Raw genomic sequence first — 12345 nt, 5'->3', positions numbered from 1 at the left:
ACGCGACATAATGCCGGATTCCGGCTTTCGTTATTCTAAGCGCGTATCCCGGGCTTGTAAAGCTCAGGAATGGCTGGAAGGCGTGAACCGCTCCATGACGACGCCCGCCTGACGGGCCATCTCGAGGCCGATCTGCTCCGTGTACTCGTCCATGTACACGATGCGCTCGATCCCCGCCGCGATCAGCATCTTGGCGCAGTGCACGCACGGGCTGCTGGTGACATAGCAGGTCGCACCCTTCAGGGTGATGCCATGCAAGGCCGCCTGGATGATGGCGTTCTGCTCCGCGTGGATCGCCCGCACGCAGTGGCCGTCCACGACCAGGCAGCCCACGTCGGTGCAGTGCGGCAGCCCCGACGGCGACCCGTTGTAGCCGGTGGTCAGAATACGCTTGTCCCTCACTAAGACGGTTCCAACCTTGCGGCGGTTGCACGTCGACCGCTTGGCAACCACCTGCGCGAGTTCCATAAAATACTCGTCCCAGCTGGGCCGTGCCATGGAATCCCCCCGCGTCTCGCTCCCGCTCTACTTCGTGCCGAAGAGCCGATCGCCCGCGTCGCCCAGGCCGGGGACGATGTAGGCGTGTTCGTTCAGCATCTCATCCAGCGCCGCCAGGTAGATGTCCACGTCGGGGTGGGCCTCCTGAACGGCCTGCACGCCCTCGGGGGCGGCGATCAGGCACAGCAGCTTGATCCTGCGGCCGCCCTGCCGCTTGATCAGGTCCAGCGAGGCGACCACCGAGCCGCCGGTGGCCAGCATGGGATCCAGCACCAGGAGCTCCCGCTCGCCCAGGTCCGTCGGCAGCTTGCAGTAGTATTCGACGGGCTTCAGCGTGTCGGGGTCGCGGTAGAGGCCGATGTGGCCGACGCGGGCGGTGGGGTAGAGGCTCAGGATGCCCTGCACCATGCCCAGCCCGGCCCGCAGGATCGGGATCAGCCCAAGCTTCTCGCCGGCGAGCCGGCGGCACCGGGCCCGGGCGATCGGCGTGTCCACCTCGACCTCCTCCGTCGGAAGGTCACGGGTGACCTCATAGGCCATCAGCATCGCGATCTCGTTCACCAGCTCCCGGAACTCCTTGGGGCCCGTGTCCTTGTCCCGGATGATGCTGAGCTTGTGCTGAATCAGCGGATGGTCAATGACGACGACCCTTGACATCGCGCTCGCTCCCCCTATTGCATTTCGTAGACCGCACGGGCCCCGCCGATCAGCTTCGGCCGCGTCCGGGCGGCGACGACCCGGGCGTGCCCGATGGCGGCCGTCTTCAGCCTCACCGGAACCGCCACGCGGCGCAGGTGCATGCCGATCAGGGTCAGTCCGATGTCCAGGCCCGCATCGGCCTTGATCTCCTCCACCACCACCGCGTCCGGCAGCCGGCGCATGGCCCGGGCCGCGAGGGCGCCGCCCGCGCGGGGCACCGGCACCACGGTCACCCGCTCCCAGTCGTACCGCTCCGCCGCAGCCCGCTCCACCACCAGGGCGCGGTTCAGGTGCTCGCAGCACTGCACGGCCAGGTGGACGCCGGCGGCCTGCGTCGCTTCCAGCAGCGGCTCCAGGATCGCCCCGGCCACCGCTTCGCTCCCGGCGGTGCCGATGCGGCGCCCGATCACCTCGCTGGTGGAGCAGCCCACCACCAGCACCTGGCCCGGGGACAGGCCGGCGGCCTCCAGGAGTTCCCCGACCGCGGCCCGGGCCTCCGCCCGCACCCTCTCCAAGAACTGTTCGTCGGGCACCGGCGGATTCCCGTCCGCCGGCCCCGCATCCGGTGGCGACAGCCGCTCCTCCGGCATGGCGACCCCTCCTACCCCTGCTCCAGCAGGCGGATCTTCTCCACCCGACGGGCGTGGCGCCCGCCTTCATGCTCCGTGGTGAAGAACGCCCGGACGATCTCCTCCGCCACCCCTGAGCCGACCACCCGTGCGCCCAGGCAGAGCACGTTGGCATCGTTGTGGGCACGGGCCATCCGGGCCGAGTAGATCTCGTTGCACAGGGCCGCCCGCACGCCGGCTACCTTGTTGGCGGCGATGGACATGCCGATGCCAGTGCCACAGATCAGGACGCCGCGCTGGTACTCGCCGGCCGCGACGCCCTCCGCCACCTTCTGCGCATAATCCGGGTAGTCGCACGAGCTCCGGTCGTGGGTGCCCAGGTCGGCCACCTCGCAGCCCAGCGACTTCAGGACCGAGATCACCGTCGCCTTCAGATCAATGCCACCATGATCGCTTGCCACGGCCACTTTCACTGCGCTGCACTTCCTTCCCGGCGAATTCGCTCCACCACGGCCTGCAGTTGTTCCTCCAGGGCCTTCGCGGTCTCTTCGTAGGCCTGCAGCGGTCCGCCAAAGGGATCCGAAAGGTCCCCCCCGACCCCGGCGTACTCGGCCAGGGTGAAGATCCGGCCGGCCAGCGCCGGAAACCGGGTCCGCAGAGCGTCGCGGTGAGCGCGCGTCATGCCCAGCACCAGGTCATACCCTTCCAGGTCGGTCACCGCCTGCGACCGATGGCCGCTGAGGTCAATGCCCCGCGCCTTCATGGCCGCCACGGCGTTCGGCGCCGCCGGCAGCCCGGGAAAGGCGCCGATGCCCGCCGAATCCACCTGCAGGTCCCACCCGGGATCGGCCCGCCGCCACAACGCGCGCAGCAGAGCCGCCGCCATCGGACTCCGGCAGGTGTTGCCGGAGCAGACCAGCAGGACCCTCTCAACCCTCATAGCCTGATCACCCGGCCGCCCGCGGCCCGGCGCAGGCGGTTCATGATGGCAAGCCCCAGCCCCTCCTCCGGCACCCCTTCGGCGAGGATCACGTCGACCTGGTGCCGGTCGAAGGCCCGGAGCGTTCCGAACAGGTCGCTGGCGATGCCCGCCAGATCCCCCCTGGCCCCGTACTCGAGGATCACCGGCGCCACGTAGACGCCGCGGCTTTCGGCGCTGCAGAGGATGCCGACCCGCTTCCCCTCCTCCGCATACTCCATGGCCAGGTCGCGGATCTTCTCCTGCATCTCCAGCACCGGGCCCTCCACCAGGATCAGCGGCGCCTGGGGCGCGTAGTGACGGTACTTCATCCCCGGCGAGCGCGGGCGTTCCACCGTTCCGCCTTCCACGCCCGGGGCCAGCACCACCGGGCCAATGGCCGCCTCCAGCTCCTCCCGGGGCAGTCCGCCGGGCCTGAGGATCATCGGAGGGTCGGTCGTCATGTCCAGCACCGTGGACTCCACGCCCACGCCGGTCTCTCCGCCGTCCAGCACGGCGGGGATGGACCCGGCCAGGTCTTCCAGGACGTGCTCGGCCGTGGTCGGGCTCGGCCGGCCGGATGCGTTGGCGCTGGGCGCGGCGATGGGAACGCCGGCGGCGCGGATCAGAGCCAGGGCCACAGGGTGGTCCGGCATGCGGATGCCCACCGTGTCCAGCCCGGCGGTCACCTCCGGCGGAACGGCGGGCCCCTTGCGCATGACCAGCGTGAGCGGTCCGGGCCAGCAGCGTTCCATGAGCCGCTCAGCCGTCGGCGGTACCGACTCCACCAGCCCCTCCAGCTGCGCCGTATCGGCGATGTGCACGATCAGCGGGTTGTCGGACGGGCGGCCCTTGGCCGCGAAGATGCGCGCCACGGCCTCGCTGCTGAGGGCATTGGCCCCCAGGCCGTAGACGGTCTCCGTGGGGAACGCCACCACATCTCCGGCGCGCAGGATCGCCGCCGCCTGCGCGACCACCTCCGGCTCCGGATCGGCGGGGTCCACCTCCAGGACCCGCGTACCCTGCACCAGGCGCTCCACGTTCACCCACCCCTTCCTCAGTCCCGCGGCATCCCGTAAGTTTTCGGGACAGCCGTCCCCATTTCCTGCCCGCTATCTATACACGCGGACCCGAAGATAGCATGCGGAGTCAACCTGGCCGATCCACATGGGAAAGTGTGGACGCGTACGAACAAGCGCCGCACCTACGGTGCGACGCTTCCCAACACCGCCCGGTCGACGCCGGCCGTATCCCGGCAGACCGCCACGTCCTTCAGCCCCGCCTCCCGGAACAGCGCAGCCACTGCTGGCGCCTGGCCGATGCCCACCTCGACCCCCAGGAACCCTCCGGGTTCCAGGAAGGCCGGCGCCTCCCGCGCCAGCCGGCGGTAGAACGCGAGGCCGTCGTCGCCTGCGACCAGCGCCAGGCGCGGTTCCCAGTCGCGCACCTCGGGCATGAGCCCGGCGATTTCGTCCTCCCGGATGTACGGAGGGTTGGACAGGATCGCCGCGAACCGGCCGCCCTCCTCCGCCAGCGGCGCGAGCAGGTCGCCCTGCCGGAAGCGCACCCGGTCCGCGACCCCGTTCAAGCGGGCGTTCTCCGCCGCGACGGCGAGCGCCTCGGGGCTCAGGTCCACCGCGACCACCTGCGCGTGCGGCAGCAGGTGGGCCACTGCGACGGCGATCGCGCCGCTGCCTGTGCCGATGTCGGCTACCCGGAGCACGCCGCGCGCCTCCGCAGCCCCGCCCGTCAGCCGGGCGACGGCCTGCTCCACCAGCGCCGCCGTGTCCAGGCGGGGGATCAGCACTGCCGGCGTCACCCGGAACGTCAGCCCCATGAACTCCTCGGTGCCGAGGATGTACTGCAGGGGCTCCCGGGCGGCCCGCCGGGCCACGAGCGCGGCGTATTCGTCGGACGCCTCCGGGGCCAGAGGCTCCGACCGCCGGGCGACCAGCGCGCCGGCGCGGCAGCCGAGCACGTGGGCCAGCAGCCAGGCCGCCTCCCGCTCCGCGTCGGCCACCCCGGCCGCGGCAAGCTGCGCCCGAGCCTGGGCCAGCGCCTCCCCGACCGTCTGCGGGCCGTCCGGCGCCCGGTCAGGCGCCGCTTCCCTGGGGGCGGCCACGGCCGGTCACGCCTCCTCGCGGGCGAGGAGCGCCGCCTGCTCGTGCTGCGCCAGGGCGTCGATGATGTGGTCGATTTCCCCGTCCATGACCGCCGCGATGTTGTGCACCGTGAGGCCGATGCGGTGGTCGGTCACGCGGTCCTGGGGGAAGTTGTAGGTGCGGATCTTCTCCGACCGCTCGCCGGTGCCCACCTGGGCCCGGCGCAGCTGCTCCTCCTCGCTCTTGGCCTGCTGGGCGTAGTAGTCGGCGACCCGGGCGCGCAGCACCCGGAGGGCCTTCTCCCGGTTCTGCATCTGGGATCTTTCGTCGGCGCAGTAGACCACGATGCCGGTGGGCAGGTGCGTCATGCGCACCGCCGATTCGGTCTTGTTCACGTGCTGGCCGCCGGCGCCGCCCGCCCGCTGCACCTCGATCTTCAGATCCTCCGGCTTGATCTCGATGTCCACTTCCTCCATCTCGGGCATGACGGCGACGGTCACGGTGGAGGTGTGGATGCGCCCCTGCGACTCGGTGACCGGCACCCGCTGCACCCGGTGCACGCCGCCCTCGTACTTCAGCCGGGAGTAGGCGCCCTCGGCGTTGATCTGGAAGAGCACCTCCTTGATGCCGCCCGCCTCGTTCTCGCTGATGGACAGCACCTCGGTCTTCCACTTGTGGCGCTCGGCCAGGCGGGTGTACATCCGGAACAACTCCGCCGCGAACAGCGACGCCTCGTCGCCGCCGGCGCCCGCGCGGATCTCCATGATCACGTTCTTGTCGTCGTTGGGATCGCGCGGGAGCAGCAGGATGCGCAGCTCGTCCGAGAGGGTCTGCAGCTTCTCCTTCAGGTCCCGGAGCTCCTGGTTGAAGAGGGCGCGCTCCTCCGGGTCCAGCGGGCCCTCCAGCATCTCCAGCACGTCGTCCAGCTCCCGCTCGGTCTTCTGGTAGGCCCGGAACTTCTCCACGATCGGGCCCAGCCGGTTGTGCTCACGGGCGACCTGCCGGTACTCGGTCGGGTTGTTGATCACGGAGGGATCGCCCAGCTTGTAGGTCAGGTCCTCGTACCGCTGAACGACGCCTTCCAGCTTCTGCTTCATGCGGGCGTCCACGTTGACTTCACCTCACCAGAGCGGATTCTGGGCACGGAAAAAGGGCGCGGGCGGACCCGTGCCCCGACTGACGCGCAGCTAACCCGGCAGGCCGTGGCCCCGGGCGGTCTCAAAGGAGGCGATGGCCACCTCGATCTGGCTGTCGTCCGGTTCGCGGGTGGTCAGGCCCTGGAGCCACATCCCCGGACGGCTCAGGGCGTTGACCAGCGCGTTGTCGTGGCGTCCGGCGATGCGGATCCACTCGTAGGCCACGCCGGCCACCAGGGGCAGCATCCCGATCCGGGCGACGACCCGCAACCAGACACTTTCTACATTAATAAGGGAGAAAATCAGGATAGAGATGACCACGACGTACAGCAGGAAGCTCGTGCCGCAGCGCTTGTGCTCCCGGGAGTGGCGCCGGACGTTCTCCACCGTGAGTTCGTCGCCGGCCTCGTAGGCGTTGATCACCTTGTGCTCGGCGCCGTGGTACTGGAAGACCCGCTGGATGTCCTTCATCAGCGAGATGGCCACCAGGTAGCCGATGAAGAGCCCCAGCCGGAGAGCGCCCTCCACCACGTGGGTGACCATGGGCGTCACGGACAGGGCCTTGACGTAGTTGGTGAGCAGGGTGGGCGCGACGACGAACAGGGCGATGGCGAAGGCGAAGCCCACCACCGTCGTCACGGTCATCTCGCCCCTGCTCAACTGCTCGTCTTCGGGCATTGACTGGTTGGCCGAGAACATGAGGGCGCTGATGCCCAGGGTCAGGGCCTCGACCATGGCCACCATCCCGCGCAGGATGGGGAGGCGCAGTACCGGGTACCGCTGCATCAGCGACCGCACCTCTTCCCTGTGCACGGCGATCTCGCCGTCGGGCCGCCGCACGGCGATGGCCATCCATTGGGGTCCCCGCATCATGACCCCCTCGATGACGGCCTGGCCGCCAAAGACTCCCCGCTGAACGCTCACCCCGGCCCCTCCCCTCTCGCTCATCTGCCACCCCGGATGAAGAAAGCAGAGCGCGACGGCTCTGCTTCTCTCGGGATGTCGCGGGCGCTACCGACCGTACTTCTTGCGGAACCGGTCGATCCGGGAACCGGCCTCCACGCGCGTGGCCCCGCGGGAACCCGTGTAGAACGGATGGCAGTTCGCGCAGATCTCCACGCGGATGTTCTCCTTGGTCGAGAGGACCTCGTAGGTCGCCCCGCAACCGCAGGTGATGGTGGTCTTCTGGGTCTTCGGATGGATGCCAGCCTTCATCAGCAAAACTCCCTTTCCCTAGCTTCGAACCCGGCGCCGTTACCGGTGCGCCCGGTGGAGCAGTTGCAGCTGCTTTCAGGGCGCCGGTCTACGAAGACGGAGTCGTACCAACGCATTATAGCACGCGCGAATTGTCGGTTGCAACGACTTCGGGCAGGAGATTCGCCACGTATCATCAAACACTTGTGGAGCATTCCGAAGGTGCGGAGGTGAACCTGTGCTTCGCCTCTTTGGCCTGGCCGGCGCGATCTTCGTCGTGCTCCTGCTCGCCGCGCTGGCCACCGGTGCGCCGGTCCTGCACGCTCTGGCCCTGCTCACGGGCCTCGCCGCGGCCGCCGCCTTAGCCGGCCTGCAGCTGAGCCGCCCGCAGGGGCGGGGAACCGTCCGCATGGACGGCCTGCGGGCGCCGGCGGCCGTCCGCCGCGATGAAGGCGGCGCGCCGCACATCGCCGCCGAAAACTGGCACGATCTCTTCCAGGCGCAGGGATTCGTCGCGGCCCAGGAACGGCTGTGGCAGATGGAGGTCGCCCGCCGCACGGCGGCAGGGCGGCTGGCGGAACTCTGCGGGGAGTCCTGCCTGGAGCGGGATCGCTTCATGCGCGCATTGGGCCTGTACCGGCTGGCCGAACGGGCCCTGGCCGACTGCCCGGACGAGGTGCGGGCCTGCCTGGAGGCGTATGCCGACGGCGTCAACGCCTTCATCCGCGCGGGAAAGCTGCCGCCGGAGTTCGCCCTGGCGCGCCTCCGGCCGGAGCCCTGGCGCGCCGTCGACTCGCTGGCCGTGGCCAAGCTGCTGGCCTTTGAGCTGGCGCCGCCCGTGGCCGACGTCGTGGTCCGGGCCCGGGTGGCGCAGGTCGCCGGCCCGGAGATGGCCGCGGCCCTGTATGCGCCCGGACCTTCCGACGCATCCCCGCCTGACCCGCAACAGCTCCCCGACCTCGGCGGCCTGTGCCGGCTGGCGATGTGGGCGCCGCAGACGGTCTCGGGCGGGACGGCCTGGGCGCTGGCCGGCACGCGCACGGAATCCGGCCTCCCCATCGCCGGGTGCAGCCTGGAGACGGCCCCGCGCGCCCCGTCGCCGCTTCACCCGCTCACCCTGCACGGGCCGGGCGGAGCCCGGCTGGAAGGGATCGCCCTGGCCGGGCTGCCCGGGCTCCTGGTGGGACAGTCCCGCCACTTCGCCTGGGCGCTGGCCCCGTCGGAAGGCGGCACGGCCCGGTTGGTGCCCGAGCCGTCCGAAGGGGTCCGGAGCCAGTTGACCGCGATCCGCGTGCGAGGCCGGGCCGAGCCGGTGGCCCACACGGTCCTGATCGGCCACTCCGGCCCCGTCGTGGCCATGGACGAGAGCGGCGCGGCGGCCCTCCGCTCCCCGGTCCTTCAGCCGGGGCAGGAGGTGGCGGCGCTCCTGGGGATCAACCTGGCCCGGTCGTACGAGGAGTTTCGCGACGCCGTCCGGGAATGGGCCGTCCCCGGGCTCACCGTGATCTACGCCGGTGTGGACGGCACGGTGGCCCGGCTTGAGACCGGCCCGGAGCTGCGGGAGGAGGTCAACCCCGAGGACGGCATCGCCCTGGGCGGCCGCCCGGCGGACGCGGCGGCGCGGATCCGGGAGGTGGCCGCGTCCCGGACGGGCTGGACGCTGCCGTTCCTGGCCCGGCTGCCCGGCGATACCGTGAACATGCAAGCCCGGAACCTGCTCCAGCCGCTGCTTCAGACTCTCCAGGAAGGGCTCCGTCAGGGCGCCCGGCCGGAATCGCTCACGGAGTTGGAGAAGCGGGCCCTGCTCCTGCTCTCCGACTGGAGCCACGAGGAGCCGGCGGGATCCGCCGGCGCATGCCTGTGGGAGCGCTGGTACTTCGACCTGGTGGAAGCGATCTTCCGGCCCCGCCTGGGGCTCACCCTTTTCAACCAGTTCATCATGACGCCGTCCGGCCAGGGCGCGGCGGAGCAGTTGATCCTGCGGGCCCTGCGCGGCGAGGAGAGCCCTTGGCTGCCGCTGGAAGGCGAGTTCGGCCTTCCTCGCCTGGCCCTGTCGGCGTTCCGGCGTGCCGTGGCCTACCTTGCGGCCCGTCAGGGGCGGAGCCCGGAGCGCTGGGCGTGGGGTCGGGAACACCGGGTGCGCTTCCGGCACAGTCTCGCGGAGGCCTTGCCCGCCCTCGGCCCGCTCGCGGACCTGGGTCCGCACCCGCTGGGCGGCGGCCCTGCGACGCTCCACCGCAGCGGCCTGGATCCGACGATGTCCGGCACCGTCACCACCGCCACCACCTACTGCCGGCTGGTGGACCTGGCCCGGCCCGGCGAGCCCGTCGCCGTCCTGGCCCCGGGCACAGGGGGCCACCCCCTCGACCCGTCGTTCGCCGCGCAGCTCCTGCCGTGGCTCCGCGGCGATCTGCTCCCGCCCCGCCCGACCGGGGAGGACGTCCTGCGGCTCGTGCCTTAGCCCGCACCCTCTTGACAGGTATATCGAAATAGCGCGGCGAATACATCCCCCACCATCTTCACGTGGGGGATGATCCATGTCAGTCGTAGTGCAGCGGCGCACGCGGAGGGTGACCCGCTGGATCGGCTACACCGCCCTGACCCTCGTCGTCCTTCTGCTGCTGGCGGTGGCGGGCGGCTACGCCGTCGCCCGGCGCAGCCTGCCGCGGGCGAGCGGGGAGCTGGTCCTGCCGGGCCTCCGGGCGCCGGTCACGGTGTACCGGGACGAGTGGGGCGTCCCGCACATCGAAGCCCAGAACGAGCACGATCTCTACATGGCCCAGGGGTACGTGGTGGCCCAGGACCGCCTGTTCCAGATGGACCTGACCCGCCGGGCAGCCGCCGGCCGGCTGGCCGAGGTCATCTGGCCCAGCCAGCTGGAGACGGACAAGTTCTTCCGGGCCCTGAACCTGCGCCGGGCCGCGGAGGCTTCCGTCCAGTCGTACGGCCCCTGGGCCCGGGAGTTGCTGGAGGCCTACGCCGCCGGCGTCAACGCCTTCATCGCGGAGGCGAAGGCCCAGAACCGGCTGCCGGTGGAATTCCTCCTCCTCGGTTACGAACCCGAGCCCTGGAGCCCCGTGGACTCGGCGCTGATCGGCAAGATCATGGCCTACGACCTGGGCGGGAACTTCGAGGCCGAGGTCTACCGGCTGCAGCTGCGCAACCAGGTGGGGCCGGAACTGGCCGACCAGCTGATGCCCGTATACCCCGAGGACGGCATCACCATGATCCGCTACCGCGGCGGCGAAGGGGCAGAGGAGCCCAGACCCGGCGCTTCTGCCGTCGCCGGGGCCCGGCCGCCCGGCTCCAGCCTTGACCTCACCGGCCTGCTGGCCCTGCTGCGCGTGCCCGACGAGGGGCGGGGCTCCAACAACTGGGTCGTCGCCGGCTCCGGGACCCGCACCGGCAAGCCGCTCCTGGCCAACGACCCGCATCTGGGCGCCCGCACCCCGTCCATCTGGTACGAGCAGCACCTGGTGGTCCCGGGGATGATCAACGCCTACGGCGTGATGTTCCCCGGCGCGCCGGGCATCGTCATCGGACAGAACGAGCGCATCGCCTGGGGCGTGACCAACACCAATCCCGACGTGCAGGACCTGTACATCGAGCGGCGCAACCCCGACAACCCGTACCAGTTCGAGTACATGGGCCGTTGGGAGGACGCTCTCGTCCACCGGGAGTTGATCGGGGTGAAGGGACAGGACCCCGTTCCCTTTGAGGTGGTGATCACCCGGCACGGGCCGATCATCTCGGAGGTCGTCGGCGATCCCGACAACCGGCCGGAGGAAGCCCTGGCGCTGAAGTGGACCGCCCACATGGCCACCCCGGAGCTGGAGGCGGTGCTGCTCTTCCCCAAGGCGCGGAACTGGGAGGAGTTCCGGGAAGCCCTGCGCTCCTTCCACGTGCCCACCCAGAACTTCGTCTACGCCGACGTGGATGGCACCATCGCCTACCGCACCGGCGGCCTGGTGCCGATCCGGCGCAGCGGCGACGGGTTGCTTCCGGTGCCGGGGTGGACCGACGAGTACGAGTGGGTCGGCTTCATCCCCTTCGACCAGATGCCGGAGGCCGTGAACCCGCCTGAGGGCTACATCGTCACCGCCAACAACAAGGTCATCGACGACGCCTATCCCTACTTCCTGACCTACTCGTGGTCGCAGCCCTACCGGGCCATGCGCATCGCCGAGATGATCGAGGCGAAGCTGGGCGACCTCACGGCGGACGACATGCAGGCGATGCAGGTCGACTACGCCAACCTGCACGCCCGCACCCTGCTGCCGGTACTGCTGCCGGCGGTGGAGCGGGCCGGGGTGACCGGGACGGCGGCCACCGCGGTCGAGCTCCTGAAGTCCTGGGACATGGTGGACAGCGCGGACCAGCCCCAGCCGCTGATCTTCCACCTCTGGTGGAGCGAGCTGACCCGGATGCTCTACGAACCGCTGATGGGCGAAGAGCTGTACAGGCGCATGGCCGACAAGGGCAACGTGACCGACATGGCCCTGCTGGCGGCGGCCGAGGGCCGGCCCAACGGCTGGATCGAGGCCGCGGGCGGTCTGGACAAACTGGCGGCGGACTCGCTGCAGGCCGCGGTGGACCGGGCCGTCGCCCTGCAGGGGTCGGACCCCGGCCGCTGGTCGTGGGGAAGGTACCACCGGCTCCAGCCGCCGCATCCCGTGGGCGCGGCGGCCACGCCGCTGGGCTGGCTGCTCAACCCCACGTCGTATCCCATCGGCGGCAGCGGCGTCACCGTCGGCGCCATGTCCTTCGGCGGCGACGGCATGGTGCGCACCTTTGCGCCCTGGCGCCAGGTGGTCGACCTGGCCGACCCGACGGGCAACAGCCGTTCCATCGTGACGCCGGGCCAGTCCGGCCACTTCCTCAGCCCCCACTACGACGACCAGTCGGCGATGCACAGCCGGGGCGAGCTGATCACCCGCAACTTCCACGGTTACCGGACCGGCCGCGCCCTGCGGCTTCTGCCTGATCAGGCGGGGGCCGGCGGCTAGGCCGCTCCCGGGACAGGCCATGGAGAAGGGGACCCCTGCCGAACGCAGGCGGTCCCCTTTCGACATCGTTCGTCAGTCCAAAATTCCAGGGCAGGGGTCCTACCGACGACCCCATAGTTTCGTTCAAGTTGGCGGTGCCGTTCTGCCTCGGTATGGGAGTCCCATTTTGTACGAAAATTTGTC

The 12345-nt window shown here is 70.4% G+C and carries 12 protein-coding genes; 2 read left to right on the top strand and 10 right to left on the bottom strand.

From position 1 onward, the window contains the following. Positions 1 to 63: 63 nt before the first annotated feature. The 10 genes from STH_RS00445 to rpmE all read right to left on the bottom strand — a co-directional run bounded on the left by STH_RS00445 (position 64) and on the right by rpmE (position 7177). The gene (locus STH_RS00445; RefSeq protein ID WP_011194215.1) at positions 64 to 498 is read right to left on the bottom strand and encodes a deoxycytidylate deaminase; all 435 of its coding nucleotides are present in this window, start codon (positions 496 to 498) and stop codon (positions 64 to 66) included. 27 nt (positions 499 to 525) lie between these two features. Continuing rightward, positions 526 to 1155: a uracil phosphoribosyltransferase gene (gene upp / locus STH_RS00440; RefSeq protein WP_011194214.1), complete on the bottom strand. Its 630-nt coding sequence runs from the start codon at positions 1153 to 1155 to the stop codon at positions 526 to 528. Positions 1156 to 1169: 14 nt separating this feature from the next. Beyond that, entirely contained in the window at positions 1170 to 1703 is a 534-nt protein-coding gene (locus STH_RS00435; RefSeq protein ID WP_011194213.1) for a TIGR01440 family protein, read from the bottom strand. A 95-nt stretch (positions 1704 to 1798) separates the two neighbouring features. Beyond that, a complete protein-coding gene (rpiB, locus tag STH_RS00430; RefSeq protein WP_011194212.1) occupies positions 1799 to 2239 on the bottom strand; it encodes a ribose 5-phosphate isomerase B in 441 nt (146 codons plus the stop codon). Continuing rightward, positions 2236 to 2706 carry a low molecular weight protein arginine phosphatase gene (locus STH_RS00425; RefSeq protein ID WP_011194211.1) on the bottom strand — a complete coding sequence of 157 codons (471 nt, stop codon included), beginning with the start codon at positions 2704 to 2706 and terminating at the stop codon, positions 2236 to 2238. The genes rpiB and STH_RS00425 overlap by 4 nt, the downstream gene beginning before the upstream one ends. Then, entirely contained in the window at positions 2703 to 3764 is a 1062-nt protein-coding gene (locus STH_RS00420; protein WP_197525190.1) for an L-threonylcarbamoyladenylate synthase, read from the bottom strand. Before STH_RS00420 ends, STH_RS00425 begins: the two co-directional genes overlap by 4 nt. Positions 3765 to 3928: 164 nt before the next feature. Continuing rightward, positions 3929 to 4846, bottom strand: coding sequence for a peptide chain release factor N(5)-glutamine methyltransferase (prmC, locus tag STH_RS00415; RefSeq protein ID WP_011194209.1), 918 nt, complete (start codon positions 4844 to 4846; stop codon positions 3929 to 3931). 6 nt (positions 4847 to 4852) lie between these two features. After that, on the bottom strand, positions 4853 to 5923 hold the full coding sequence (gene prfA / locus STH_RS00410) for a peptide chain release factor 1 (RefSeq protein WP_011194208.1): 1071 nt from the start codon (positions 5921 to 5923) through the stop codon (positions 4853 to 4855). Positions 5924 to 6013: 90 nt separating this feature from the next. Further along, entirely contained in the window at positions 6014 to 6886 is an 873-nt protein-coding gene (locus tag STH_RS00405) for a DUF1385 domain-containing protein (protein WP_242654556.1), read from the bottom strand. 87 nt (positions 6887 to 6973) lie between these two features. Next, positions 6974 to 7177, bottom strand: coding sequence for a 50S ribosomal protein L31 (gene rpmE / locus STH_RS00400; protein WP_043712917.1), 204 nt, complete (start codon positions 7175 to 7177; stop codon positions 6974 to 6976). A 217-nt stretch (positions 7178 to 7394) separates the two neighbouring features. Between rpmE and STH_RS00395 the strand changes: the two genes are divergently transcribed. Both STH_RS00395 and STH_RS00390 read left to right on the top strand, forming a co-directional pair. Continuing rightward, on the top strand, positions 7395 to 9617 hold the full coding sequence (locus STH_RS00395; RefSeq protein ID WP_011194205.1) for a penicillin acylase family protein: 2223 nt from the start codon (positions 7395 to 7397) through the stop codon (positions 9615 to 9617). 76 nt (positions 9618 to 9693) lie between these two features. Next, complete coding sequence (locus STH_RS00390) at positions 9694 to 12162, top strand: penicillin acylase family protein (RefSeq protein WP_011194204.1); 2469 nt, start codon at positions 9694 to 9696, stop codon at positions 12160 to 12162. Positions 12163 to 12345 lie beyond the last annotated feature (183 nt).

The sequence above is a fragment of the Symbiobacterium thermophilum IAM 14863 genome, from assembly GCF_000009905.1.
Taxonomy (GTDB): domain Bacteria; phylum Bacillota; class Sulfobacillia; order Symbiobacteriales; family Symbiobacteriaceae; genus Symbiobacterium; species Symbiobacterium thermophilum.
Note: the sequence above shows the minus strand (reverse complement) of the source record. Positions and strands in the feature narration are given on the sequence as shown.